This is a genomic window from Roseateles sp. AC306, assembly GCF_979253795.1.
In genome coordinates, this window is record NZ_CEEDEB010000001.1 from 948,980 (window position 1) to 974,821 (window position 25,842).

Consider the following 25,842-nt stretch of genomic DNA (forward strand, 5'->3'; position numbering starts at 1 on the left):
GTCAGGCGTCGAGCGCCGCTAAGCGCTGGTCAATGTCGGCGCGGAAACGCTGGATGAACATCAGCGCCCTCACCTGCGCGGCCGCGGCCGGCGCGTCGTTGTTGTCGTCGAGCAGGCGCTCGGCCTGGGCCAAGGCTGTCGTTTCGGCTTGCATCGCGTCTTCGTCGAGGGCTTCGAGCGCGGCTTCACCGCTCGCGTCGTCCAGCGCCTCGCGCCATTCCATCTGCTGCATCAGGAAGGCGGCAGGCATCTGCGTGTTGGTCTCGGCACCCACGGGCGCGCCACGCAATTCGCAGAGGTAGGCGGCGCGCTTGAGCGGGTCCTTCAGGCGCCGGTAGCCCTCGTTCACGCGCATGGCCCACTGCATGGCCAAACGCTGGGCTGCGGCACCTTCCGAAGCGAAGCGGTCCGGATGAACTTCGGCCTGCAGCGCCTTCCAACGCGCGTCGATGTCCGCACGGACCTGGGCCTGCTGTTCAGGCAGGCCGAAGAGCTGGAAGTCGTTGTCGGTGAGGCGCATGGCGGGTGAAAAAGCAAAAGGCGCGGTTCACACCGCGCCTGTCGTCGAGTCAGCAAGTTTCAGACACGGAAGGACTCGCCGCAGCCGCACTTGTCTTTCTCGCGCGGGTTGCGGAACTTGAAGCCTTCGTTCAGGCCCTCGCGAACGAAGTCCAGCTCGGTGCCATCGAGGTAGGGCAGGCTCTTCGGGTCGATGAGGATCTTCACCTCATGCCCTTCGAAGATCACGTCCTCCGGCGCCACGTCGTCGGCGTACTCCAGCTTGTAGGCCAGGCCCGAACAGCCGGTCGTCTTCACGCCCAAACGCACGCCCACGCCCTTGCCGCGCTTGGCGATGTAGCGCTTGACGTGGCGGGCCGCTGCTTCGGTCAGCGTGACGGACATGTCAGTTCGCCACAGCCGCGTGCTTGGCGCGGTAGTCGTCCACGGCGGCCTTGATGGCGTCTTCGGCCAGGATGGAGCAGTGGATCTTGACCGGCGGCAGGGCCAGCTCTTCGGCGATGTGCGTGTTCTTGATCGTCAGCGCTTCGTCCAGGCTTTTGCCCTTGACCCATTCGGTCACGAGCGAGCTGGAAGCGATGGCCGAGCCGCAGCCATAGGTCTTGAACTTGGCGTCCTCGATGAGGCCGGTCGCCGGGTTCACCTTGATCTGCAGCTTCATCACGTCGCCGCAGGCGGGTGCGCCGACCATGCCGGTACCGACATCGTCGTCGCCGTTGTCGAACTTGCCGACGTTGCGCGGGTTCTCGTAGTGGTCTACGACCTTTTCGCTGTATGCCATGTTGTTCTCCTGCTCAGTGGGCAGCCCACTGGATGGTGCTGATGTCAACGCCGTCCTTGAACATGTCCCACAGCGGAGACAGCTCGCGCAGCTTGCCGACGCGGTCGGTCAGCACGCTGATGGCGTAGTCGATTTCTTCCTCGGTCGTGAAACGGCCGATGGTCATGCGAAGTGAGCTGTGCGCCAGTTCGTCGCTGCGGCCCAGCGCGCGCAGCACATAGCTGGGCTCCAGGCTGGCCGACGTGCAGGCCGAGCCCGACGACACCGCCAAACCCTTGACGCCCATGATCAGCGACTCGCCCTCGACATAGTTGAACGAGATGTTGAGGTTGTGCGGCACGCGACGCTCGAGGTCGCCATTGATGAAGGTCTGCTCGATGCCCGAGAGACCCTGGATGAGCCGGTTGTGCAGCGCGCGGATGCGCTCGTTCTCGGCGCCCATTTCCTCGCGGGCGATGCGGAAGGCTTCGCCCATGCCGACGATCTGGTGCACGGGCAGCGTGCCGGAGCGCATGCCACGCTCGTGGCCGCCGCCATGCATCTGCGCTTCCAGGCGAATGCGCGGCTTGCGGCGCACGTAGAGCGCGCCGATGCCCTTGGGGCCATAGCTCTTGTGCGAGGCCAGGCTCATCAGGTCGATGGGCAGCTTGGCCATGTCGATCTCGACCTTGCCGGTGGCCTGGGCCGCGTCGACGTGGAAGATGATGCCGCGCTCGCGGCACAAGTTACCCAGGGCGACGACGTCCTGAATGACGCCAATCTCGTTGTTGACGAACATGACCGAGGCCAGGATGGTGTCCGGGCGCAGCGCGGCCTTGAAAGCTTCGAGGTCGACGAGGCCGCTTTCCAGCACGTCGAGATAGGTCACGTCGAAGCCCTGGCGCTCCAGTTCGCGCATGGTGTCGAGCACGGCCTTGTGCTCGGTCTTGACGGTGATCAGGTGCTTGCCACGGGTCTTGTAGAACTGCGCGGCGCCTTTCAGCGCAAGGTTGTTGGACTCTGTTGCACCGGAGGTCCACACGATCTCGCGCGGGTCGGCGCCGATCAGCTCGGCGACCTGCACGCGCGCCTTCTCGACCGCCTCTTCCGCTTCCCAGCCCCAGGCGTGACTGCGTGATGCCGGGTTGCCGAAGTGCTCGCGCAACCAGGGAATCATTGCGTCCACCACACGGGGGTCGCACGGCGTCGTGGCGCCGTAGTCGAGGTAGATCGGGAAGTGCGGGGTCATGTCCATGGAACGACTACTTTTGAGTTTTTTGACTTACTTGCTGAACGCGTTGCCGAGCGCGAATACCGAGTTGGGCGCCGTCACGCGGATGGGCTTGAGCACCGGCTGCGACGAAATCGCACGCTTGACCGGCGCCGCCTCGACCTCGAAGCCCTTGGCCAGTTGCTCGTCGGCAAGCTTGCGCAGGGAGACGGAATCGAGGTACTCGATCATCTTGGCGTTTAGATTGGTCCAGAGTTCATGGGTGATGCAGCGGCCGCTGTCTTCACCCTGGCAATTTTCCTTGCCGCCGCATCCGGTGGCGTCGAGCGCCTCGTCCACGGCGACGATGATGTCGGCGACGGTGATGTTCTCGGCCTTGCGGCCCAGCGAGTAGCCGCCGCCCGGGCCGCGGGTGCTTTCCACGAGTTCATGGCGGCGCAGCTTGCCGAAGAGCTGCTCCAGGTAGGAAAGCGAAATCTGCTGCCGCTGGCTGATCGCCGCCAGCGCGACGGGGCCCGTGTTCTCGCGCAGCGCCAAGTCCAGCATCGCGGTAACAGCAAACCGGCCTTTGGTGGTGAGACGCATACGAAACTCCTTTGCGAGACGCCCTGACACGATTTGTCCAGGGCAAATGATTTGGGGTTAACCCGTGATGAACGGGACAATAGCCGACTAATTCATTTCCGATGATTTTACTCGACTAATCGAGCGCATCCCAGGGTTACTAGGTAGCCCCAGCCTCCGGCAGGGTTTTTGGACCTTCAGCGCGGCGCGCCTTTGCGCGCACTGTCCAGCGGCACGATGTTGTCGTGCACACGCGCACCGAAGGCCGCCTCTCGCAGCTGCGCCAACTGGTCGCGCGTCCGCGCTGCCTGTTCAAACTCCAGATTGCGGGCGTGCTCCAGCATCTGCTTCTCGAGCTGGGCAATACGTTTGGCCAGATCCTTCTCAGACAAGTCCTCGACCTTGGCCGCAGCCAGCAATTTGGCGTCGTCGCGGCCGGATTCGGCGGAATACACGCCGTCGATCAGGTCCTTGATGCGCTTGGTCACGCTGCGCGGCGTGATGCCGTTTTCCGCATTGAAGGCGATCTGCTTGGCGCGGCGGCGCTCGGTCTCGTCGATGGCCTTGCGCATCGACTCGGTGATGCGGTCGCCATAGAGGATGGCCTTGCCGTTCAGATTGCGCGCCGCCCGCCCGATGGTCTGGATCAGGCTGCGCTCGGCGCGCAGGAAGCCTTCCTTGTCCGCGTCCAGAATGGCAACGAGGGACACCTCGGGAATGTCCAGCCCCTCGCGCAGCAGGTTGATGCCCACCAGCACGTCGAAGGCTCCCAGGCGCAGGTCGCGCAGGATCTCAACCCGCTCCACGGTGTCCACGTCCGAGTGCAGATAGCGCACCTTCACGCCGTTGTCGCTGAGGTAGTCGGTCAGCTGCTCGGCCATGCGCTTGGTCAGCGTCGTGATCAGTACGCGCTCCTGCACCTCAACGCGCAGGCGGATTTCCTGCAACACGTCGTCGATCTGGTGCGTGGCGGGACGCACTTCCACCAAGGGGTCGACGAGGCCCGTCGGGCGCACGACCTGCTCGACGACCTGGCCGGCGTTGTCCTTCTCGTACTGCGCCGGCGTGGCAGATACGAAGACGGCCTGGCGCATCTTGCGTTCGAACTCGGCGAACTTCAGCGGCCGGTTGTCCAGCGCGGAAGGCAGGCGAAAGCCGTACTCGACGAGCGTCGTCTTGCGCGCCCGGTCGCCGTTGTACATGCCGCCGAACTGGCCGATCAGCACGTGGCTTTCGTCCAGGAACATGATGGCGTCCTTAGGCAGGTAATCCACCAGCGTCGGCGGCGGGTCGCCCGGCTCGGCGCCCGAAAGGTGCCGCGTGTAGTTCTCAATGCCCTTGCAGTGGCCCACCTCCTGCAGCATCTCCAGGTCGAAGCGCGTGCGCTGCTCGACGCGCTGGGCTTCGACGAGCTTGCCTTCCTTGACGAAGAAGGCAACGCGGTCGCGCAGCTCCTGCTTGATCGCATCCGTCGCCGCCAGCACGCGGTCGCGCGGCGTCACGTAATGGCTGCTCGGGTAGACCGTGAAGCGCGGGATCTTCTGGCGGATGTGGCCGGTCAGCGGGTCGAACAGCGACAGCGCCTCGATCTCATCGTCGAACAGCTCGATGCGGATGGCCAGCTCGGAATGCTCCGCCGGGAACACGTCAATCGTGTCGCCGCGCACGCGGAAGTGGCCACGCGTGAACTCCATCTCATTGCGCGTGTACTGCATGCGGATCAGGTGGGCGATGACGTCGCGCTGCCCCATCTTGTCGCCCACGCGCAGCGTCATCACCATCTGGTGATAGTCCGCCGGCGAGCCGATGCCGTAGATGGCCGACACGGAGGCCACGATGACCACGTCGCGCCGCTCCAGCAGGCTCTTGGTGCAGGACAGCCGCAGCTGCTCGATGTGCTCGTTGATCGCGCTGTCCTTTTCGATGAACAGGTCGCGCTGCGGCACATAGGCCTCGGGCTGGTAGTAGTCGTAGTAGCTGACGAAATACTCGACGGCGTTGTTCGGAAAGAAGTCCCGGAACTCGCTGTAAAGCTGAGCCGCCAGCGTCTTGTTGGGCGCAAAGATGATGGCCGGACGGCCCAGCCGGGCGATGACATTGGCCATCGTGAACGTCTTGCCCGAGCCGGTCACTCCCAACAGCGTTTGGTAGCTGAGGCCGTCGTTGATGCCTTCGATGAGCTGCGCGATGGCCTTGGGCTGATCCCCGGCAGGCGGGAAAGGCTGGAACAACTGGAACGGCGAGCCTTCGAAGCTCACGAATTCGCCCTTGCGTTCCTCGGTGTCGCCCTCTGGGGCGGGCATGGCGTTCAAGGCTTCTTGCATGGGGGGCATATGGGGTTCACGGGCAAAATTGCAGCCCTGAGTAATCCGTCAGCTTAAGCGCATGCCCGGCTGACGCGCCCTCCCCTGCTGCCACCGTCCTTTCAGGAATCACCATGTCTCTCTTTGCCGATGTCGCCCTTGCCCCCCGTGATCCCATCCTCGGCCTGAACGAGCAGTTCAACGCCGACACCCGCCCGGGCAAGGTCAACCTCGGCGTCGGCGTCTACTACGACGAAGCCGGCAAGCTGCCGCTGCTGAAGTGCGTGCGCGAAGCCGAAGCGGCCATGGCCGCAGCGCCCAAGCCGCGTGGCTACCTGCCCATCGACGGCATCGCTGCATATGACAAGGCCGTGCAGAAGCTGGTCTTCGGCAGCGAACTGAAGAACGTCGCCACCGTGCAGGCCATCGGCGGCACCGGCGCGCTGAAGATCGGCGCGGACTTCCTGAAGCAGCTCAACCCCGCCTCCAAGGTGCTGATCTCAGACCCGAGCTGGGAGAACCACCGCGCGCTGTTCACGCAGGCCGGCTTCACGGTCGAGACCTATCCGTACTACGACGCCGCCAACAAGGGCATCAACTTCGACGGCATGCTGGCCGCGCTGAATGCCGCGCCCGCCGGCACTGTCGTCGTGCTGCACGCCTGCTGCCACAACCCGACCGGCTACGACATCACGGCGGCCCAGTGGGCTCAGGTCGTCGCCGCCGTCAAGGCCAACGGCCTGACGCCCTTCCTGGACATGGCCTACCAGGGCTTCGGTTTCGGCCTGAAGGAAGACGGCGAGGCCGTGCGCCAGTTCATGGCCGCTGGCGTCGGTTTCTTTGTATCCACCAGCTTCTCCAAGAGCTTCTCGCTGTACGGCGAGCGCGTCGGTGCGCTGAGCGTGGCCTGCACCAGCGACGAGGAAGCCGTGCGCGTGCTGTCGCAGCTGAAGATCATGATCCGGACCAACTACTCCAACCCGCCGACCCACGGCGCCCAGGTCGTCACCCAGGTGCTGGCCGACGACAAGCTGCGCGCACTGTGGGAAGAAGAGCTGGCCGGCATGCGCGTGCGCATCAAGGCCATGCGCGGCGCCCTCGTCTCAGCCTTGAAGGCCGCCGGTGTGACCCAAGATCTCGGCTTTGTCACCGAGCAGCTCGGCATGTTCAGCTACTCCGGCCTGAACGCCACGCAGATGCAGCGCCTGCGCAGCGAGTTTGCCGTCTACGGCGTGGACTCCGGCCGCATCTGCGTCGCCGCACTCAATGAGGGCAACCTGCCGACCGTCGCTGGTGCAATGGCGGCCGTGCTGAAGGGCTGATAGGGGTTTATCGCACCACTCAAGTGCGCAGGATTGGCGGTATGTCCGCCAATCCAATGTTGCAGCGCACAAAACTGACAACGTTTTCTGGCACCATCAAGGCTTCCTGATCCTCGCCAAGGCCGGCCATGCTGTATCAACTGTTCGAAACCCAGCGCGCCCTGCTGAGCCCGTTCTCCGAGTTTGCCGCCGCCTCGGCCAAGCTCTACAGCCACCCGCTCTCGCCGTTTGCGCACACGCCCATGGCGCAGCGCCTGTCGGCCGGGCTGGACCTGATGCACCGCCTGGCCAAGGACTACGAGAAGCCGGAGTTCGACATCCGGTCTGTCGAGGTCGACGGCGTCGACGTGGCCGTGCAGGAGTTGGTGGCATTGGAGAAGCCCTTCTGCCGCCTGCTGCGCTTCAAGCGCTACACGGACGAACTCACCGTGCTGTCGAAGATGAAGGACCAGCCAACCGTCCTCGTCGTGGCGCCCCTGTCCGGCCACCACAGCACGTTGCTGCGCGAGACGGTCAAGCAACTGCTGAAGACCCACAAGGTGTACATCACCGACTGGACCGACGCGCGCATGGTGCCGCTGGACGTTGGCGCCTTCCATCTGGACGACTACATCTCCTACGTGCAGGAGTTCATCCGCCACGTCGGCGGCGCCGACAGCCACGTCATCTCCGTCTGCCAGCCGACGGTGCCCGTGCTGGCCGCCATCTCGCTGATGGCCAGCGCCGGTGAGGCCACGCCGCGCAGCATGACGATGATGGGCGGCCCCATCGATGCTCGCAAGAGCCCGACGGCCGTCAACAACCTGGCCATGAACCGCAGCTACAGCTGGTTCGAAAACAACGTCATCTACCGCGTGCCGACCAACTTCCCGGGCTCCGGCCGCGCGGTCTACCCCGGCTTCCTCCAGCACACCGGTTTCGTCGCGATGAACCCGGATCGACACCTGACTTCGCACTACGACTACTTCCTGGACCTGGTGCGTGGCGACGACGACAACGTCGAGGCGCACCGGAAGTTCTATGACGAGTACAACGCCGTGCTCGACATGCCGGCCGAGTACTACCTCGACACCATCAAGACGGTCTTCCAGGACTTCGCCCTCGTCAACGGCACCTGGGAGGTCGATGGCCAGCTGGTCCGCCCGCAGGACATCACGACGACGGCGCTGCTGACCGTTGAAGGCGAGCTGGATGACATCTCAGGCGCCGGCCAGACTCAGGCAGCGCACGACATCTGCTCAGGGGTACCCAAGCAGCACCAGTTCCACTACGACGTCGAAGGCGCCGGCCACTATGGCATCTTCTCGGGCCGCCGCTGGCGCGAGAAGGTGTATCCCGAAGTTTGCAAGTTCATTGCCAAGTACGAGGCCGCGCCGCTGAAGAAGACGGCCAAGGCCACGTCGGCGAAGGCGACCGCCAAATCGTCGCCGGCCCGCAAGCGCAAAGCGTGAGCCTTGCCGAGCTGATCGACGCCGCACTGCCGCAGACCCAATGCACCCGCTGCGGTTACCCGGACTGCCGTGGCTACGCTGACGCCGTCGCTGCGGGCGAGGCTGACATCAACCAATGCCCGCCAGGCGGCGCCGAGGGCGTTGCCCGGCTGGCAGCGATCACCGGCCGACCCACTCAACCGCTGAATCCCGTCAACGGCATCGAAGCCACGCGCGGCGTCGCCGTCATCGACGAGGCCTGGTGCATTGGCTGCACGCTGTGCATCAAGGCCTGCCCCGCGGACTGCATCGTCGGCGCACCCAAGGCCATGCATGTCGTCGTCACCGCGCAGTGCACCGGCTGCGAACTCTGCGTGCCGGCCTGCCCTGTCGACTGCATCTCGATGCCCGAGGTGACGACAGCCACCGGCTGGGCCGCCTGGAGCGCGCCGCAGGCCGCAGAAGCCCGCGAGCGCTATGTCTTTCGCCAGTTCCGCCGCCACCGCGAGGCGGAAGAAAACGAGGCGCGCCTGGCCGAGAAGGCGCAGGCCAAGCTCGCCGACCTGCCGGCTGCGTCGGCCATTACCGACCCGGTCCAACTCGACCGCAAGCGCGCCGTCATCGAAGCGGCACTGGCCCGCGCGAGAGCCAAGCGCAGCTGAAGCACGTCGACAATGGGCGGCATGAACGCCGCCCAAGTCGAACGCTTCTTCGCCACGCTGAAAGCCGCCAACCCGGCGCCGCAGACAGAACTGGAGTTCGCCAGCGTCTTCGAGCTGCTGACGGCCGTGCTGCTGTCGGCTCAGGCCACGGATGTCGGTGTCAACAAGGCCACTCGACGCCTGTTCGCCGTCGCCAACACGCCGGCGCAGATCCTCGCGCTAGGCCAGGAAGGTCTTGAGTCGCACATCAAGACCATCGGCCTGTACCGCAGCAAGGCCAAGCATCTGCTACAGACCTGCCGCATGCTGATCGACCTGCACGGCGGCGAGGTGCCACGCTCGCGTGCCGAATTGGAGACACTGCCGGGCGTCGGTCGGAAGACCGCCAACGTCGTGCTCAACGTCGCCTTCGGCGAGCCAACGATGGCCGTCGACACCCACATCTTCCGCGTTGGCAACCGCACGGGTCTGGCGCCCGGCAAGACACCACTGGCCGTGGAGTTGGGCCTGCTCGACCGCATCCCCGAGGCCTATCTGGTCGACGCCCACCACTGGCTGATCCTGCATGGCCGCTATGTCTGCCAGGCACGCAAGCCGTTATGCAATGTTTGCGCTGTGATCAATGAGTGCGACTACGGCCGCAACCTAAAATCGGTCTCCGCCTGATCCCGAGCCCATCCATGGCCAGCCTGACCGACCTGACCGACCGCGTGGAGCGCCTGCTCGTGCGACACGACGAAATCCTGCGCACCAACCTGCTGCTGCAGGTGCAGCTCACCTCAATCACGCAGGAGCGCGACAGCCTGCGCTCGCGCCTGAGCGCCGCCCGAGCCCGCGTGGACGCGCTGCTGGAACGCCTGCCGGCCGACTCGCCCAAGGAGGAGCAGCCATGAAGCAGATGGAAGTCATCATCATGGGCCAGAGCTACCTGCTCGGCTGCCCTCCAGGGGGCGAGACCGCGTTGACCGCCGCCGTGGCGCAGGTGGACCGCGAAATGAGCGCCATCCGAGACGCCGGCAAGGTCAAGGCACGCGAGCGCATCGCCGTGCTGGCTGCGCTGAACCTCGCTTATCAGCTCGCCGAAGCACCGCGCGAGGCGTCCGCTTCTACGCCTGTTTCGTCGCCGGAAGTCGATACCCTCATCAAGCGTCTGGACGAAGCCCTCGGACATGACGGGCAGCTGCTCTGAGCGCTTAAAATCCGTTCCGTCCACTGCTTTCCCCGGGGCTTTATTTCCTTCATCCGATGCTCTATGAGCAAGGGCTTGGAAAATGCCGGACGGGCGTGATCGTCTCGCGTCAGATGAACCCGAAGTCCGGCTGACCTCGCCCACCTGATTACCCCTGGGTGTTCAGGATCTCGGCCCCCAGGATTGCGGTGGACACCTTCTTCCCCCTTAGCATCAGCCCATGAACTACTGGCTGATGAAGTCGGAGCCCGACGAAGCGTCGATCACCGACCTGGCTCGCGCGGGCACTTTGCCCTGGACCGGCGTTCGCAACTACCAGGCGCGCAACTTCATGCGCGACGACATGCGGCTCGGCGATGGTGTGCTCTTCTATCACTCGTCCTGCCCCGAGCCTGGCATTGCCGGCCTCGCCGAGGTTTGCAGCGCGGCCTACCCCGATGCGACGCAGTTCGACGCGGCCAGCCACTACTTCGACCCCAAGTCCAAGCCCGACGCGCCGCGCTGGGTGCATGTGGATGTGCGCTGGCGGGAGACGACTCGCCTGTTGAGTCTCAAGGAGATGCGCGAGGCGCCCGAGCTGGCCAGCATGGTGGTGCTGCAGCGCGGCAGCCGGCTGTCCATCACGCCGGTCACGCCGACCGAATGGCAGGCCTTGATGAAGCGACTGCGCGGATGACGGCCGGCCTCGTTGCCGAGCTGCTGGTGCTGGGGCTCGCGGCCGGCTTTCTGGCCGGCCTGCTCGGCATCGGCGGCGGCATGCTGCTGGTGCCCTTCCTCACGTTCATTCTCAGCGAGCGCGGTGTCGAGCCTGGCATGGCCGTCAAGATGGCCATCGCCACGTCGATGGCCACCATCATCTTCACGTCGCTGTCCAGCGTGCGGGCCCACCATCAGCGTGGCGCCGTGCGCTGGGATCTCGTCAAGGGGCTGGCGCCCGGCATCCTCGCCGGCGGCCTGCTGGCCGGCGCAGGTCTGTTCACGCTACTCAAGGGTGCCTGGCTGGCCCTCGTGTTTGCCGCCTTCGTCAGCTTCTCGGGCTGGCAGATGCTGCGCAACAAGCGCCCCGCACCCAGCCGCCAGATGCCCGGCACGGCCGGCCAGTTCGGCGCGGGCGCCGGCATCGGCCTGCTCTCGGGGCTGGTGGGCGCGGGCGGTGGCTTCGCCAGCGTGCCTTTCATGGTCTGGTGCAATGTGCCGGTGCACTTCGCCGTGGCGACAAGCGCGGCGCTGGGCTTTCCCATTGCCATCGCCAATACGCTGGGCTACGTGGTCGGTGGGTGGAGCGTTGCGCCAGCGCTGCCGGGCGCCTTCGGCTACCTCTACCTACCGGCGCTGGCGCTGATCGCCGCCGCCAGCGTGACGATGGCGCCGCTGGGTGCCCGGACCGCCCATGCGATGAACGTCACGCAGTTGAAGAAGGCCTTCGCGACGCTGCTGTTCGCGCTCGCGGCCTACATGCTCTGGAAAGGCCTCAGCGGGATCTAGAGGGCTCTAGGTGAAGGCGATGGAAGCCAGCACGACCTGGTTGCCGCCGCGGCGCTGGGCCTCATGGACGGCGGCCTCGCTGGCGGCCACCAGTTCCTCCTGGCGCGAGGCCGTGTGAGGGAAGCTGGACACGCCCATGGAGATTGACAGGCCCAGGTCCTGGCCGTTCAGTACGACGATCTGGGCCGCGCACTGGCGGCGCAACTGCTCCATGCGGGCATGTGCCGTCGCGAGGCCGACGCCCGACAGCAATACGGCAAAGCGCTGCGCACCGATGCGGCAGGCCGAGTCCATCGCCCGCGTGTTGGCGCGCAGCATGCGGCCTATGCCTTCGAGCAGGCGCTGCTGCGCTTCGTCACCCAGATCCGCAGCCGCCGGCACGGCGTCCAACGCGATGACGACGAGGGCGAACTCGCGATGCTCGCGCGAGGACAGGTCGATCTCGCGAAGCAGTTGGTCGTCGAACTGCGGGCGCATGTAGAGGCCCGAAATGTCGTCGCGGCCCGAGCCCAGTTGCAACTCGCGGCGGATCTGCTCGATAGCGCTCTGCTGCTGCTCGATCTGCGCCAGCGCGCGCTGAAGATGCGACTCGCGGTGACGCTCTTCGGTGCGCTCATGCCAGACGGACAGCAGGAAGTCCTGCCCCAGCGCCAGGCGCGTGACGCTGAACTCGCGGCGGCGCCCGTTGATCTCAAGCTTGTGCTCGGACACAACCGGGTGGCGCTGGGCCATGACGGTCTGCTCGACGCGGCGCAGCGCGGTGGTCTCGTCGGCCTTCAGCAATTCGGCATCGGTATGGCCGATGACGTTCTCGCTTTCAAACAACTGGGCCAGGCCGGGGCTGGCAAAAACGTAGCGGCCGTTGGCCACCGTCTTGATCGCTGCCTGGCTGCCCAGAGGTTCGATCAGCGCGATCAGGCCGGCCAGCGTCTCGCCGCCCAGCTCGTTGCGTCCGGCAAGCCAATGCGCCAGGCTGCCAGGCTGCGTCGCGGAGGAGTCAGCGGTCATGTCCATGAAATCGTTTTGATGCGATCGCTTGCCGTCGGTAGGGGAACCGGGCCGGTCCAGTGTCAAAGGACTGTAGTGGGGCGCGAACGCGGCCAGCAAGGCCGGGTCACCCCATGAATCGGGCCTCCCCCCTAGAAGGCCCGCTGCATCACTTGGAGGGCATCCTACCGAGTTTCAACACCACGACCCGCGAGAATGGCGCCCCATTCACGGGAGGTTTATGCAGGGATTCGATGCGGTGGTGGTGGGCGCGGGCGCGGCAGGCCTGTTCTGCGCGGGGCTTGCGGGCCAATCGGGCCTGCGCGTGCTGCTCATCGACCACGCGCCACGCCTGGCTGAAAAGATCCGTATCTCGGGCGGCGGGCGTTGCAATTTCACGAATCGCGAGGCGGGGCCGGCCAATTTCCTGTCCGAGAACCCCGCCTTCTGCCGCTCGGCACTGGCGCGCTACACGCCGCAGGACTTCATCAAGCTCGTGCGAAGCCATGGCATCGCCTTCCACGAGAAGCACAAGGGCCAGTTGTTCTGCGACGGCGCCAGCGAGCAGATCATCCAGATGCTCGTCAAGGAGTGCGAGGCCGGCCGCGTCACGCGCTGGCAACCGTGCACGGTGGCCGATGTGCGCCCGCTGCCCGGCGGCGGCTTCGAACTGGACACCAGCCAGGGGCCGGTGACGGCGCCGCGCGTCGTCGTCGCGACTGGCGGCCTGCCGGTGCCCAAGATAGGCGCCAGCGACTGGGGCCTGCGCCTGGCCAAGCGCCTTGAGCACGCCATCGTTGAACCGCGCCCGGCCCTCGTACCGCTGACCTTTGACGAACACGCCTGGGCTCCGTTCGCGGCGCTCGCCGGGCTCTCGCTGCTGGTGGAGGTGTCCTGCGGCAGTGGCAAGGCGCGTGGGCGCTTCCTCGAGGACCTGCTGTTCACGCACCGCGGGCTTAGCGGCCCGGCCATCCTGCAGATTTCCAGCTACCGGACGTCCGCCGATCAGCCCCTGCAGATCAACCTCGCCCCCGAAATGCAGCTCGACAAGGACCTCATCGAGGCCAAGGCCACGTCGCGCCGCCAGTTGGGCAACGAGTTAGCGGCCCGCCTGCCGCAGCGCCTGGCCGCAGCCTGGCTGGAACGCGCCAAACTCGATGCCGCCAAACCTATGGCGGAATGCCGCGATACCGACCTCCAGCGCCTGGGTCGCAGCGTCCACGACTGGCAGCTTCTGCCCAGCGGCGACGAGGGCTGGCGCAAGGCCGAGGTGATGCGCGGCGGCGTCAGTACCAAGGACTTGAGCTCACAGACGATGGAGAGCAGGCGGGTGCCTGGCCTGTTTTTCATCGGCGAAGTCGTCGATGTGACGGGCTGGCTCGGCGGCTACAACTTCCAGTGGGCCTGGGCCAGCGCAGCCGCCTGCGCACGAGCCATGGCGGAGGCTTCAACGCCCGCCTGAGCAAATCTTGGCAAGTGCTTGATTTTCTGGCTACAATCCTCGGCTTTGCTGGCAAACCCCGCGCGTCGATTCGCTGCATGTCATTGGACTAAACAAGTGACGCAGTAATCCGGAACCTGCTGCTGAACTCAGCCGCGAATACCGAGCGCAATCTGAAGGAAATACATGACCACTATCCGCGTCAAAGAAAACGAGCCGTTCGACGTCGCACTGCGTCGCTTCAAGCGCACCATCGAAAAACTGGGCCTGCTGACCGACTTGCGCGCCCGCGAGTTCTACGAGAAGCCGACCGCCGAGCGCAAGCGCAAGAAGGCTGCGGCCGTCAAGCGCCACTACAAGCGCGTGCGCAGCATGCAGCTGCCCAAGAAGCTGTACTGATCGTTTCTGACGCCACCCGGAGCCTCGGCTCTGGTTGAACTCCAAGACCCGCCACAGGACGCTGTCGCGGGTTTTTGTCTTTTTGAACTGGATGCCCCCATGAGCCTCAAAGACCGCATCACCGAAGACATGAAGGCCGCCATGCGCGCCAAGGAAGCCGACCGCCTGCTGACCATCCGCGGCCTGCTGGCTGCCGTCAAGCAGAAGGAAGTCGACGAACGTGTCGTCGTGGATGACACAGCCCTCGTCGCCATCGTCGACAAGCTGATCAAGCAGCGCAAGGATTCGATCAGCCAGTTCGGTGCCGCCGGCCGCGATGACCTCGTCGCCAAGGAAACCGCAGAGCTGGCCGTGCTGCAGGCCTATCTGCCGGAGCGTCTGTCGGCCGAGGCAGTGGCGGAAAAGGTCAATGCCATCGTCACCGAGCTGGGTGCCACCGGCCCTGCCGACATGGGCAAGGTCATGGCCGCCGCCAAGGCCGCACTCGGCGGCGTGGCGGAAATGAGCACGGTGTCTGCTGCGGTCAAGGCCGCGCTGGCCAAGTAAGGAGCCGACATGAGCCTGCCTCTGCAAGCAATCGCCCCTGACATCTGCGCCGCGCCGCAGCTGATGCCCGAAGCCATGGCCGAAGCTGCGGCCATGGGTTTCAAAAGCGTGGTGAACAACCGCCCCGATTTCGAGCATGGCCCTGACCAGCCGACCTCGGCTGAGATCCAGGCAGCCGCAGAAGCCGCCGGCCTGGAATACCGCCACCTGCCGGTGGCCGGCGGCTACCAGTCGCCTGAAGAGATCGCGGCCTTCGCCCTGCTGTTGCAGGAACTGCCGCGCCCGCTGCTGGTGTTCTGCCGTTCGGGCGCGCGCTCGACACGACTTTTCATCGCGGCCTCGCAGAGCTGAGGGCGCACGCGGGGCACGGGGTTTTCCCGGCTCGCCGCCGTCGCAGGGCAAAAACGCCAGCCCGTCTCCTTACAGTGTCGGCCAGCGAGCGGCGGCAAGCCCGCCGTCTGTTCTGAATCGACAACGGAGACAACGTGTCCTCTTTACTCCTAGTGGCTCGCGCCATCGACCGGCTCAATGAGTGGGTCGGGCGCTGGGTGTCCTGGCTGGTGCTGGCCGCAGTGCTGATCAGTGCCGGCAATGCGGTGGTGCGCAAGATTTTCAACAACAGCTCCAACGCGCTGCTGGAGATCCAGTGGTATCTGTTCGCGGCCGTCTTCCTGCTGGCCGCGGGCTATACGCTGCTGCGCCAGGAGCACGTCAAGATCGACGTGGTGCTGGGCCGCTTCTCCAGGCGTACTCAGGTCAAGGTCGAGATCTTCGGCATCCTGGCCTTCCTGCTGCCCTTCGTCATCGCCGTGGTCGTGCTGGTCTGGCCGCTGGTGGTCAGGGCCTATGTCAGCGGCGAGGTCTCCGGCAACGCCGGCGGCCTGATCCGCTGGCCGGTGTTCGCGCTGGTGCCTGCCGGCTTCGCTCTGCTGGGCCTGCAAGGCCTGTCCGAGCTGATCAAGCGCTTCGCCTTCCTGGGCGGTCTCATCGACGACCCTGCCCGCAAGCCCCAGGGCAAATCGGCCGAGGAAGAGCTCGCTGAAATCATCCGTGCGCAGGCTGCAGCGAAGGGCCAGCAATGATCGAGTTCCTGCAAGCCAACATGGCGCCGATCATGTTCGGCGGCCTCGTCGTCTTTCTGCTGATGGGCTATTCGGTGGCCTTCTCGCTGGCCGCGGCCGGCCTGGCCTTCGGCTTCATCGGCATCGAGCTGGGCATGCTGCCCGCCTCGCTGATGCAGGCCCTGCCGCTGCGGGTGTTCGGCATCATGCAGAACGAGACGCTGCTGGCCATTCCGTTCTTCACCTTCATGGGCCTGATCCTGGAACGCTCGGGCATGGCCGAGGACCTGCTGGACACCATCGGCCAGCTCTTTGGCCCCATCCGCGGCGGTCTCGCCTATGCGGTGATCCTCGTCGGCGCCATGCTGGCGGCGACCACGGGCGTGGTCGCGGCTTCGGTGATCTCCATGGGCCTGATCTCGCTGCCGATCATGTTGCGCTACGGCTATGACCGCCGCATCGCATCGGGCGTCATCGCCGCCTCGGGCACGCTGGCCCAGATCATCCCGCCGAGCCTGGTGTTGATCATCATGGCCGACCAGCTCGGCCGCAGCGTCGGCGACCTCTACAAGGGCGCCTTCCTGCCCGGCTTCGTGCTGACAGGCCTTTACGTCGGCTACGTGCTGCTGATCACGCTGATCAAGCCGCAATGGGCGCCGGCGCTGCCGGCCGAGGCACGCACTATCCGGGAAGACGACGGCAGCGCCGGCCTGCGCTCACTGGGCTTGCTGACGCTGCTGTCGGTGGTCTGTGCCATCGCGTTTGCGCGCAGCCGGCCCGAGGGCACGGCGACCGACGAACTCATCGTCACGTCGATGTGCGTCGGCGTCGGCGTGGCCTTCGTGCTGGCCGTGGTCAACCGCCTGCTCCGGCTCAAGCTGCTGTCGCACATGGCCGAGAAAGTCACCTTCGTGCTGATCCCGCCGCTGGCGCTGATCTTTCTGGTGCTCGGCACCATCTTCCTGGGCATCGCCACGCCCACCGAGGGCGGCGCGATGGGCGCAGTGGGTGCCCTGGCCATGGCGCTGGTGCGCAAGCGTCTGTCCCTGCCGCTGCTGCGTCAGGCCATGGACTCGACGATGAAGCTGTCCTGCTTTGTCGTCTTCATCCTGCTCGGCTCGACTGTGTTCAGCCTGAGCTTCCAGGGCGTCGACGGCCCGCTGTGGGTGGAGCATCTGCTGTCCGGTCTGCCCGGCGGTCAGCTGGGCTTCCTGATCGTCGTCAACATCCTGATCTTCGTGCTGGCCTTCTTCCTGGACTTCTTCGAGCTGTCCTTCATCGTCGTGCCGCTGCTCGCGCCGGTGGCCGAGAAACTGGGTATCGATCTGGTGTGGTTCGGCGTGCTGCTGGCGGTCAACATGCAGACGTCTTTCATGCACCCGCCCTTCGGTTTCGCCCTCTTCTACCTGCGCAGCGTGGCGCCGACCGAGGACTACAAGGACAAGCTGACCGGCCGCCTGACCGCGCCCGTGACCACCGGCCAGATCTACTGGGGCGCCGTGCCGTTCGTGTGCATCCAGGTGATCATGATCGGCCTGGTCATCGCCTTCCCCGGCATGGTGTCGGGCGGGCTGGACAAGAAGGCCGAGGTCGATACCAGCAAGGTCATCCTGGAGGTGCAGCCGCCCGACGAGGAGAAGAAGGAGATCGACATGAACCAGCTCTTCGGCCTGCCGGAGGCGGCCAGCGCGGCGTCCAAGTAGCGACCGCTGCGGCGCACGCAAAAAAGCCCCGCGGTGCGGGGCTTTTTTGCGATCCGGGTGAGCCGAATTACAGCTTCTGCGACTGCATGAAGTCGTCGAAGCCGGCCTCGGCGAAACGGAACCACAGGTTCTGGTCGCGGCGGAAGTTCGAATAATCCTCGTAGACCTTCTTCCAGTTCGGGTTCTTGGCCGACAGCTCGGCGTAGATGCCCATGGACTCCTTGAAGGCCGCGTCCATCACGTCCTTGGGGAAGCGGAACAGCTTGGTGCCCGAGCCCACCAGCTGCTTCAGCGCAGCCGGGTTCTTGGCGTCGTACTTGGCCTGCATGTCGACGTGGGCGACGTGCGTCGCAGCCTCCAGGATGGCCTTGTACTCGGCGCTCAGCGAGTCGTACGACTTGGTGTTGACGAAAAAGTCCAGCTGCGGGCCGCCTTCCCACCAACCGGGGTAGTAGTAGTTGGGCGCCACCTTGTTGAAGCCCAGCTTCTGGTCGTCATACGGACCCACCCACTCGGCGGCGTCGATGGTGCCCTTCTCCAGCGACGAGTAAATCTCGCCGCCCGGAATGTTCTGCGGCACCCCACCCATGCGCTCCAGCACACGGCCGGCAAAGCCGCCGATGCGCATCTTCAAGCCCTTGATGTCGGCGACGCTCTTGATCTCCTTGCGATACCAGCCGCCCATCTGCGCGCCGGTGTTGCCCCCCATGAAGTTGATGATGTTGTAGTTGCGATAAAACTCGCGCATCAGCTTCAGGCCGTTGCCTTCCACCATCCAGGCCGTCGTCTGGCGGCTGTTCAGGCCGAAGGGCACGGCGCAGCCCAGCGCAAACGTCTCGTCCTTGCCGAAGAAGTAATAGGGCGCTGTGTGAGCCATTTCCACGGTGCCGGCCTGCACGCCGTCGACGACGCCGAACGGAGGCATCAGCTCACCACCCGCATGGATGCTGATCTGGAACTTGCCGCCGGTCATCTCGGAGACCTTCTTGGCGAACACGTCGGCCGCGCCGAAGATGGTGTCCAGCGACTTCGGGAAGCTCGACGCGAGGCGCCAGCGCACCTGGGCCTGGGCGTGCACGACGGCCGGGGCGGCGCCCGCAGCCAGCACGCCGGCGATGCCGGCATGGCGAACAAAGGAACGGCGTTCCATGGACATGGATGTCTCCTGTTATCGGTTTGCAAAGAAAAAGACGGGGCGATTCTGGAATGCCGCCCCGAACGCCACGGCCGGGATTTACCCCGGAGCCCGGTGTCAGTTGCCTGCCAGCTTCATGCCGGTCAAAAGCACCGAGCCGATGGTTTTGGTGCCCATCGAATACTCGTCCGCGCCGATGCCGACGATGTTCTGCAACATGTCCTTCAGGTTGCCGGCGATGGTCACCTCGTGAACGGGATAAGCGATCTCGCCGTTCTCGACCCAATAGCCGCTGGCGCCGCGCGAGTAGTCGCCGGTCACGTAGTTCACGCCCTGCCCCATGAGCTCGGTCACGAGCAGGCCGCGGCCCAGGCGGCGGATCATCGTCGGCAGGTCGTCGCCCGGTGCCGTCGCGCGGCTGGTCATGCGCAGATTGTGCGAACCGCCGGCATGGCCGGTCGTCTTCATGCCGAGCTTGCGTGCCGAGTAGCTGGACAGGAAATAGCCCTGCAGCACGCCGCCTTGGACAACCGAACGTGCACGCGTGGTGACACCTTCGTCGTCGAACGGCGAACTGCCCTTGCCCTTGGGCACATGCGGATCTTCCGAAATGTCGATATGCGAAGCGGTGACGGGCTTGCCCAGGCTGTCGAGCAGGAAGGTCGTGCGGCGGTACAGCGCGCCGCCGCTGGTGGCTTGCACCAGCGCGCCCAGCAAGCCGATGGCGACCGTACTCTCGAACAGCACCGGGATCTCGGCGGTGGCGACCTTGCGTGCCTTCAGGCGCGACAGCGCGCGCTCGGCGGCGTAGCGGCCTATGGCCTCGGGAGAGGCCAGGTCTGCTGCAGACCGCATGGAGCTGTACCACGCGTCGCGCTGCATGCCGGCGCCACGGCCGGCAATCGGCGCCACCGACAGCGAATGTCGCGAGCTGGCATAGCCGCCGCGGAACCCGCGCGTGTTGCCCATCCAAAAGTGCGACTGCTGGGCCGACACGGCCGCGCCCTCGCTGTTGGTGATGCGCTTGTCCACGCCGAGAGCCGCCGCTTCGCAGCGCAGCGCGATCTCGGCGGCCTGAGCGGCGTCGATGGCCCAGGGGTGGAAGAGATCCAGCTCGGGCCGGGCTGCCGAGTCAAGGGCAAGGTCGTCGGCGTCCGGCAGGCCGGCGAACTCGTCCTCGGCCGTGAAGCGGGCGATGTCGTAGGCCGCACGCACCGTGTCGCGGATGGCCTGGGGTGAGAAGTCGGACGTGCTGGCGTTGCCGCGCCGCTGGCCCAGGTAGACCGAGATGCCGAGCGACTTGTCGCGGTTGCGCTCGACGTTCTCCAGCTGGCCCAGCCGTGCCGACACCGACAGGCCACAGCCCTCCGAGACCTCGGCACCGGCATCGCTGGCACCGAGCTTCTTCGCTTCATCAAGGGCGTCTTCAATCCACTGCTGGAACTGCGCGGGGCTGTAGGCGAAACCGTCTTGAGCTTGGGACATGAATGCGAGGCAAATCGAGTGGGCGACAATCATAAGAGTCTGCTCACAGCCAGTTCATAGTTCCCGTTGTCCCGCAAAAATAGTGGATGCAAGGCGCAAACCGCAGCCGGGCTCACGCCCGGCGAGGATTTGCAACGCCGCAGACGCTGTTTTTGCGGGGCAACCCGAAGGGCAAGGCAGCCCAGAGCCGCACTCGTCGTTGCGCACCTTGGCCAGGCGGCCAGCCTGGCCGGCGGCACGCGCCTAGATTGCGACCCTGGGCTGCCTTGCGGGAACCATGAACTGGCTATGAGCAGACTCCCACTCGCCCGACGATGGCCCCCCGATGCAAGAAAACACTCCTGAACTCGAAGACGACGACGACTTCGATCGCCCCAGCAAATCCCAGCTCAAGCGCGACATGACCGCGCTGCAGGAACTGGGCGAAGACCTGATGGCCCTGCCCGAGAGCCGCTGGGAGGCGCTGGCCCTGCCGGAGATCCTGTACGACGCGCTGCGCCATGCGAAGAAGATCACCAACTTCGAGGGCAAGCGCCGGCAGATCCAGTACATCGGCAAGCTGATGCGCAGGATCGACCCCGAGCCCATCCGGGAAGCCGTTGCCGCCTTCAAACTCGGCCATGCCCAGGACAGCCTGCGGCTGCACCAGTCCGAGCGCTGGCGCGACCGCCTGCTGGCCGGCGACGAGGCGCTGCAGGAGTTCCTGACGGAGCATGTCGACGTCGACATCCAGCAGCTGCGCAACCTCGTGCGCGCGGCACGCAAGGATGCGGCCAACGAGCCCGAGAAGCGCAGCGGGCGCGCCTTCCGCGAGCTGTTCCAGTTCATCAAGGCGTCGGAAGCTGCGGCCGAAGATGAGTGACCCGGCCCCTGAAACTGTTCGCATCGGCATCGTCTCGATCAGCGACCGTGCCTCGACCGGTGTCTACGAAGACAAGGGCCTGCCCGCGCTGAAGGATTGGCTGAACAGCGCGCTGCACAACCCCGTTCAGTTCGTGCCCCGCCTGATTCCTGACGAGCAGGCCGGCATCTCGGCGGCGCTGATCGAACTGGTCGACACGGAGCACTGCGACCTGGTGCTGACAACCGGCGGCACCGGCCCCGCGCCGCGCGACGTGACGCCCGAAGCCACGCTGGCCGTGGCCGACCGCGTGATGCCGGGCTTTGGCGAGCAGATGCGCCAGATCTCCCTGCACTTCGTGCCGACGGCCATCCTGTCCAGACAAGTCGCCGTCATCCGCGGCAAGGCGCTGATCATCAACCTGCCGGGCCAGCCCAAGGCCATCGCCGAGACGCTCGCCGGTCACGAGAAAGCCAGCGGCATCTTTGCCGCCGTGCCCTACTGCATCGACCTGATCGGCGGGCCCTATCTGGAAACACGTGACGAGGTCTGCAAGGCGTTCCGGCCCAAGAGCGCTCAACGCGCCCACAGCGCCCCAAGCGTCTAGCCGACGACGACGTCCGGCGCGGCCGATGCGCTGATCGCGGCTTCCACCTCATCGAGCGCACGGTTGCTGCTCAGGCCGAAACCGCCCACGACGCGTTGGCCGATGGCGCCGCGCCCCGAGGCGGTGTGCACGCCCACCCAGGCATCGCGGCCCGACCGCTTGGCGGCATACAGCCCGAGGTCGGCCAGGTTGAGGACCTGCTGCCAGCTGCGCGCCTGTGGCCGCTCGGCCTCGAACGGCACGCAGGCGAAGCCGATGGAGCAGGTCACTTCCAACTCGCTGCCGTCGTCAAGCTTGAACGGCGTGTCGGCGATGACGGCGCGCATGCGCTCGGCCAGCTCGTCGGCGCGCACGCGGTCGGTGTCGCGCGCGACGGCCAGGAACTCCTCGCCGCCCCAGCGCACCAGGTAGTCGGATTCGCGCAGCACCGACTGCAGCCGCGCGCCGAACTGCACCAGCACGGTGTCGCCGGCGGCGTGGCCGTGGCGGTCGTTGATGCGCTTGAAAGCGTCGACATCGAGCAGCAGGAAGACGTTGTCGGTGTCCACCGGCTGGCCGCCCGCAGCCAGCATCTCCTGCGAGCGGCGCAGACTGGCGGCCAGGTCGTGGTCGATGTGGTCGCTCAGGAAGCGGCGGTTGTGCAGGCCGGTCAGCGGGTCGGTCACGCTGCTCATCTGCAGCTCGGCGGACTTCTGCTCCAGCGTGCGGTGCAGGGCCTCCAGCTCGGCCGTGCGTTCGCGGACCTTGGATTCCAGCTCGCGCTGGCGATGGCGCAGCATCCGCGTGCGCGCGCTCATCAGCGCCAGCAGCAGCAGGCCCAGGGCCAGCACCAGCGCGGCGCGGAACCACCAGGTCTGGTGCCAGGCCGGCAGCACGCGGATGGGCAGCGCCAGCTCGCGCTCGCCCCACTGGCCATCGCGGTTGGAGGCGCGCAGCAGCAGCCGATAGTCGCCCGGCGGCAGGTTGGCGTAGGCGGCCAGCCGGCGCGTCGCGTCCGTTGCCAGCCAGGTGGCGTCGTAGCCCTCCAGCTTGTAGGCGTAGCGGTTGCGCTCGGGCGCGGAGAAGTCGGTCGACGAGAACTCGACAGCCAGGCTGTTGGCATCGGCAGGCACGGTCAGCGTGGCGCTGCTGGCGGCCACATTCACGGGCTGGCCGCCGAGCTTCACGTCGGTCACCAGCACGCCGGCGGCATAGGTCCAGGGCTTGAGCTTCTCAGGCTGCACGACCGTCATGCCGCCGGCGCCGCCGAACAGCAGCTCGCCCCGCTCGGTGCGTGCGGCCGACCCGGTCCAGTAGGTCGGGAAGACGACGCCCTCGGCACGGCGCAGCGCCAGCACGGCCAGCGTCTTTGGGTCGATGCGGGCCAGGCCGTTGTCGGTGCTGGCCCAGATCCGCCCCTGCAGGTCGCGCAGCAGTGCGTTGACGGTGCTGTCGGGCAGTTGGGCCGGCCCCAGGCGCTGCGGTGCTTCGCTGGCTTGTCCGGTCGCAGGCAGCACATCGATGCCGCCGCCGTAGCTGCCCACCCACAGCCGACCATGGTCATCTGCCAGCAGGGCCGTGACGAAGGCCGCAGACAAGCGGCCAGGCTCGACAGGGCCGGCCAGCCATTGCGTGACGGCTCGCGTGGCCGTGTCGACGCGGTTCAGGCCGTGGCGCGTGCCGACCCACAGCACGCCGGCCTCACGCGGGTCGCGTGCCAGGACAGTCACGCGCTGGTCGCTGAGGCCGGGCGCGGCCAGCGTGATGGCCTCGGCCTGGCCGCGCTTCACGTCCAGCCGCCAAAGCCCGTCGGCCTGGCCGCCTATCCACAGGTCGTCACCGTCGGCCAGCAGCGCCCAGGCGGACGCGGCAGGATCGCGGCCCGCCAGCGTCACGCGGCTGACCCGCCGCCCCGCCGCGTCGGTACGGTAGAGCCCGCGCTTGGTGCCGATGAAAAGGCCGCCGTCAGGCGCAGGCGCCATGGCCAGCACGATGTCCGGTGGCAAGGCCGTATCGGGCCGTGTCGGGTCCGGCCGAAGAGCACCGACGCGGTTGCCCGCCGCGTCGAGCATGTCGATGCCGCTCTTGTGGGTACCCAGCCAGAGGCTGCCATCCGGCCGGGGCTGTATCCAGCTGATCTCGGTACTGACGAAGCGGGCGTCCATCGCGTCGCCGCCGTCGGGCGACACGCCGAAGCGCGTCAGCACGGCGGTCTGGCGCGGGTCATAGCGGCTCAGGCCGCGGTTGGTGCCCACCCAGATCAGCCCGGCGTTGTCGCGGTAGAGGGCACGCAGCGAGTTGTCGGCCAGGCTGGTCGGCCAGGCGGGCACGTGGCGGATGCGGCGCGTCTGCCCTTGCGCAAAGTCGACTGCAACGAGACCCTGGCTGAGCGTCGCAACCCACATCTCGCCCGGCTGCACCTCGCTCAGGCCGGCGATCTGGCTGTTGCTCAGCAGGTCCAGTCCGTCGCGCGTGGCCTGCTCGTGCAGCGGTGTGGCTGGCGCGCGGCCTTCATCCGGCAGCACGAAGACGCCATGCTGCAAGCTGCCCACCCAGATTCGCCCGGCGCTGTCCTGCGTGAGCACCTCGGGCTGCACGGTGGTCCCGCTGCGCACCGCGACCGGCTCAAGCGTCGAAGCACCGGGCTCGCGCCGGAACAGGCCGGCCGTGCTGCCGAGCCAGAGCGCGCCACGGCGGTCGAGCAGCAGCACACGCACCTGCGCGCCGGCCGCCGCCGCCCAGCCCCGGCTGGCGTGCTCGATGGAGCCACCGGGCACCAGCCGGTCCAGGCCGCCGTCGGTGACGACCCACAGGCCGCCCTCGCCGTCGTCCCGCATCTGGCGCACGCTGACGTGGCTGAGGCCGCGCTCGCCGCCGACCGGGTAGCGGACGAAGCGGTCGGTGGCCGGGTCATGCCGCAGCAGGCCGGCCGAGCTCGTGCCTACCCAGAGCCGGCCGCGTGCATCGCCGTAGAGGGCTTGAACATAGCTGTCGGGCAAGGCGCCGTCGCGTTGCGGGTCGGCCTGGTAGGCGCGGAAGCGATAGCCGTCCCAGCGAGACAGGCCGCCCGGGCTGCCTATCCACAGGAAGCCTTGGCCGTCTTCGGCCAGGGTTGAAGCAATCGCGTTGGGCAGGCCCTGGCTCTGCGTGATGTGCTGGAAGGCGATGTCGGCCAGGCGACCAGGGGGCGGTGCGGGCGGCGCGGGCGGCTCCGGCGCGGCCTGCGCCAGCGTGGCGGCCAGCAACCCGCCCAGCGCGAGGCGCCAGACAGGGTGAAGCCGCAGTCGAATCTCGCGGAGGAGCACAGCAGGCCGTCGAAGGTCGGGCCAGCCGGCCCGGAAGCGCCGATTCTCATCGACGCGCAGCGCCACCGAAGCGGGCGCTACTTGACCAGCCGGTTCATCTCCGCCGCGTCGAAGGTCTCGTCGCGCTGGGCGTCGCAGGGCACGCAGTCGCCGACCGGCTTGCCGAGCTGCGTGGAGAGCTTGCACAGCGCCTCCCACAGCAGCGCGATCTGGTGCTCGTGGCCCGAGGCGCTGTCGATAAGGCCGCGCATGGCCAGGGCCACAGGGTCGTCGCCATGGGCCACGCCATAGGCCGAGAAGCCCATGCGGGCGGCCGCTTCCTCGCGGGCCTGCTCGCTGGCGGCCTCGATGATGCGTGCCGGGTTGCCCACGGCCGTCGCACCCGCCGGCACGGGTTTGGTGACCACGGCGCCAGAGCCGATGCGCGCTCCGGCGCCGACCGTGAAGCCGCCCAGCACGCAGGCATTCGCGCCGACGATGACCCCCGGGCCCAGCGTCGGGTGGCGCTTGGCGCCTTTGATGAGCGAGGTGCCGCCCAGCGTGACACCCTGGTAGATCGTGCAGCCCTCGCCGATCTCGGCCATCTCGCCGATGACGATGCCCATGCCGTGGTCGATGAAGACCTTGCGGCCGATGCGCGCGCCGGGGTGGATCTCGATGCCGGTCAGGAAGCGGCCCCAGTGAGACACCCAGCGCGCCAGCCAGCGCAAACCGCGCTGCCACAGCCAGTGGGCGCGCCGGTGCATCCACAGCGCATGCAGGCCGGGGTAGCACGTCAGCACCTCCCATGTCGACCGGGCGGCTGGGTCGCGCTCGAGGATCAGGGCGATGTCTTCGCGCAGGCGCTGGAACATGGTGGCGTCCGGAAGGGAAAGGCGCGCCAGTGTC

Annotated in this window: 27 protein-coding genes and 1 other RNA gene; 17 read left to right on the forward strand and 11 right to left on the reverse strand. The window is 66.6% G+C overall.

What is annotated here, in order from left to right:
• Position 1: 1 nt before the first annotated feature.
• From hscB to uvrB, 6 genes are all read right to left on the reverse strand, one after another.
• Positions 2–520, reverse strand: a complete 519-nt coding sequence (hscB, locus tag AC0IZJ_RS04030; protein WP_471846880.1) for a Fe-S protein assembly co-chaperone HscB — start codon at positions 518–520, stop codon at positions 2–4.
• Between the two features lie 59 nt (positions 521–579).
• Positions 580–903, reverse strand: coding sequence for an iron-sulfur cluster assembly protein IscA (gene iscA, locus AC0IZJ_RS04035; RefSeq protein WP_422015086.1), 324 nt, complete (start codon positions 901–903; stop codon positions 580–582).
• 1 nt (position 904) lies between these two features.
• Positions 905–1,300, reverse strand: a complete 396-nt coding sequence (gene iscU / locus AC0IZJ_RS04040) for a Fe-S cluster assembly scaffold IscU (RefSeq protein ID WP_471846883.1) — start codon at positions 1,298–1,300, stop codon at positions 905–907.
• A gap of 13 nt (positions 1,301–1,313) precedes the next feature.
• Positions 1,314–2,534, reverse strand: coding sequence for an IscS subfamily cysteine desulfurase (locus AC0IZJ_RS04045; RefSeq protein WP_471846885.1), 1,221 nt, complete (start codon positions 2,532–2,534; stop codon positions 1,314–1,316).
• 27 nt (positions 2,535–2,561) lie between these two features.
• Positions 2,562–3,095, reverse strand: a complete 534-nt coding sequence (iscR, locus tag AC0IZJ_RS04050) for a Fe-S cluster assembly transcriptional regulator IscR (protein WP_471846887.1) — start codon at positions 3,093–3,095, stop codon at positions 2,562–2,564.
• A gap of 176 nt (positions 3,096–3,271) precedes the next feature.
• On the reverse strand, positions 3,272–5,398 hold the full coding sequence (gene uvrB / locus AC0IZJ_RS04055; RefSeq protein ID WP_471846889.1) for an excinuclease ABC subunit UvrB: 2,127 nt from the start codon (positions 5,396–5,398) through the stop codon (positions 3,272–3,274).
• A 113-nt stretch (positions 5,399–5,511) separates the two neighbouring features.
• Between uvrB and AC0IZJ_RS04060 the strand changes: the two genes are divergently transcribed.
• From AC0IZJ_RS04060 to AC0IZJ_RS04100, 9 genes are all read left to right on the forward strand, one after another.
• Positions 5,512–6,699: an amino acid aminotransferase gene (locus tag AC0IZJ_RS04060; protein WP_471846891.1), complete on the forward strand. Its 1,188-nt coding sequence runs from the start codon at positions 5,512–5,514 to the stop codon at positions 6,697–6,699.
• 128 nt (positions 6,700–6,827) lie between these two features.
• Positions 6,828–8,150 (forward strand): polyhydroxyalkanoate depolymerase, encoded by a 1,323-nt coding sequence (locus AC0IZJ_RS04065; protein WP_471846893.1) that lies wholly within the window; start codon positions 6,828–6,830, stop codon positions 8,148–8,150.
• Positions 8,147–8,791 (forward strand): electron transport complex subunit RsxB, encoded by a 645-nt coding sequence (gene rsxB, locus AC0IZJ_RS04070; RefSeq protein WP_471846895.1) that lies wholly within the window; start codon positions 8,147–8,149, stop codon positions 8,789–8,791. The genes AC0IZJ_RS04065 and rsxB overlap by 4 nt, the downstream gene beginning before the upstream one ends.
• 21 nt (positions 8,792–8,812) lie before the next feature.
• Positions 8,813–9,457, forward strand: coding sequence for an endonuclease III (nth, locus tag AC0IZJ_RS04075; protein WP_471846897.1), 645 nt, complete (start codon positions 8,813–8,815; stop codon positions 9,455–9,457).
• Positions 9,458–9,471: 14 nt separating this feature from the next.
• Positions 9,472–9,684, forward strand: a complete 213-nt coding sequence (locus AC0IZJ_RS04080; protein WP_471846899.1) for a DUF904 domain-containing protein — start codon at positions 9,472–9,474, stop codon at positions 9,682–9,684.
• Positions 9,681–9,980 (forward strand): cell division protein ZapA, encoded by a 300-nt coding sequence (locus tag AC0IZJ_RS04085; protein ID WP_471846901.1) that lies wholly within the window; start codon positions 9,681–9,683, stop codon positions 9,978–9,980. Before AC0IZJ_RS04080 ends, AC0IZJ_RS04085 begins: the two co-directional genes overlap by 4 nt.
• Before the next feature lie 17 nt (positions 9,981–9,997).
• A non-coding RNA gene (gene ssrS / locus AC0IZJ_RS04090) (6S RNA) lies at positions 9,998–10,176 on the forward strand.
• A gap of 24 nt (positions 10,177–10,200) precedes the next feature.
• On the forward strand, positions 10,201–10,656 hold the full coding sequence (locus tag AC0IZJ_RS04095) for an EVE domain-containing protein (protein WP_471846903.1): 456 nt from the start codon (positions 10,201–10,203) through the stop codon (positions 10,654–10,656).
• Positions 10,653–11,465 (forward strand): sulfite exporter TauE/SafE family protein, encoded by an 813-nt coding sequence (locus AC0IZJ_RS04100; RefSeq protein ID WP_471846905.1) that lies wholly within the window; start codon positions 10,653–10,655, stop codon positions 11,463–11,465. The genes AC0IZJ_RS04095 and AC0IZJ_RS04100 overlap by 4 nt, the downstream gene beginning before the upstream one ends.
• Before the next feature lie 6 nt (positions 11,466–11,471).
• Here AC0IZJ_RS04100 and AC0IZJ_RS04105 read toward each other — a convergent pair whose 3' ends face one another.
• Positions 11,472–12,473, reverse strand: a complete 1,002-nt coding sequence (locus tag AC0IZJ_RS04105) for a GGDEF domain-containing protein (protein WP_471846907.1) — start codon at positions 12,471–12,473, stop codon at positions 11,472–11,474.
• A 220-nt stretch (positions 12,474–12,693) separates the two neighbouring features.
• Here AC0IZJ_RS04105 and AC0IZJ_RS04110 point away from each other — a divergent pair, with 220 nt between their 5' ends.
• The 6 genes from AC0IZJ_RS04110 (at position 12,694) to AC0IZJ_RS04135 (ending at position 17,602) form a co-directional block, all read left to right on the forward strand.
• Positions 12,694–13,914, forward strand: coding sequence for a BaiN/RdsA family NAD(P)/FAD-dependent oxidoreductase (locus AC0IZJ_RS04110; protein WP_471846909.1), 1,221 nt, complete (start codon positions 12,694–12,696; stop codon positions 13,912–13,914).
• Between the two features lie 165 nt (positions 13,915–14,079).
• Positions 14,080–14,292 (forward strand): 30S ribosomal protein S21, encoded by a 213-nt coding sequence (rpsU, locus tag AC0IZJ_RS04115; RefSeq protein WP_007833691.1) that lies wholly within the window; start codon positions 14,080–14,082, stop codon positions 14,290–14,292.
• Positions 14,293–14,391: 99 nt separating this feature from the next.
• Positions 14,392–14,838: a GatB/YqeY domain-containing protein gene (locus AC0IZJ_RS04120; RefSeq protein ID WP_471846914.1), complete on the forward strand. Its 447-nt coding sequence runs from the start codon at positions 14,392–14,394 to the stop codon at positions 14,836–14,838.
• Between the two features lie 9 nt (positions 14,839–14,847).
• Entirely contained in the window at positions 14,848–15,189 is a 342-nt protein-coding gene (locus tag AC0IZJ_RS04125) for a protein tyrosine phosphatase family protein (RefSeq protein ID WP_471846916.1), read from the forward strand.
• Positions 15,190–15,323: 134 nt separating this feature from the next.
• Positions 15,324–15,920, forward strand: coding sequence for a TRAP transporter small permease subunit (locus AC0IZJ_RS04130; RefSeq protein WP_471846918.1), 597 nt, complete (start codon positions 15,324–15,326; stop codon positions 15,918–15,920).
• Complete coding sequence (locus AC0IZJ_RS04135) at positions 15,917–17,602, forward strand: TRAP transporter large permease (protein ID WP_471846920.1); 1,686 nt, start codon at positions 15,917–15,919, stop codon at positions 17,600–17,602. Before AC0IZJ_RS04130 ends, AC0IZJ_RS04135 begins: the two co-directional genes overlap by 4 nt.
• Before the next feature lie 67 nt (positions 17,603–17,669).
• On the opposite strand, the gene AC0IZJ_RS04140 is transcribed toward AC0IZJ_RS04135, so the two are convergent.
• Both AC0IZJ_RS04140 and pmbA read right to left on the reverse strand, forming a co-directional pair.
• Entirely contained in the window at positions 17,670–18,752 is a 1,083-nt protein-coding gene (locus AC0IZJ_RS04140) for a TRAP transporter substrate-binding protein (protein WP_471847141.1), read from the reverse strand.
• A 102-nt stretch (positions 18,753–18,854) separates the two neighbouring features.
• Positions 18,855–20,222 (reverse strand): metalloprotease PmbA, encoded by a 1,368-nt coding sequence (pmbA, locus tag AC0IZJ_RS04145; protein ID WP_471846922.1) that lies wholly within the window; start codon positions 20,220–20,222, stop codon positions 18,855–18,857.
• Positions 20,223–20,547: 325 nt separating this feature from the next.
• Between pmbA and yjgA the strand changes: the two genes are divergently transcribed.
• Both yjgA and mog read left to right on the forward strand, forming a co-directional pair.
• On the forward strand, positions 20,548–21,084 hold the full coding sequence (yjgA, locus tag AC0IZJ_RS04150) for a ribosome biogenesis factor YjgA (RefSeq protein ID WP_471846924.1): 537 nt from the start codon (positions 20,548–20,550) through the stop codon (positions 21,082–21,084).
• Positions 21,077–21,670: a molybdopterin adenylyltransferase gene (gene mog, locus AC0IZJ_RS04155; RefSeq protein WP_471846926.1), complete on the forward strand. Its 594-nt coding sequence runs from the start codon at positions 21,077–21,079 to the stop codon at positions 21,668–21,670. Before yjgA ends, mog begins: the two co-directional genes overlap by 8 nt.
• On the opposite strand, the gene AC0IZJ_RS04160 is transcribed toward mog, so the two are convergent.
• Positions 21,667–24,954, reverse strand: coding sequence for a two-component regulator propeller domain-containing protein (locus tag AC0IZJ_RS04160; RefSeq protein WP_471846928.1), 3,288 nt, complete (start codon positions 24,952–24,954; stop codon positions 21,667–21,669). The two genes, mog and AC0IZJ_RS04160, sit on opposite strands and share 4 nt — an antisense overlap.
• A gap of 77 nt (positions 24,955–25,031) precedes the next feature.
• Positions 25,032–25,808, reverse strand: coding sequence for a serine O-acetyltransferase (cysE, locus tag AC0IZJ_RS04165; protein WP_471846930.1), 777 nt, complete (start codon positions 25,806–25,808; stop codon positions 25,032–25,034).
• Between the last annotated feature and the right edge of the window lie 34 nt (positions 25,809–25,842).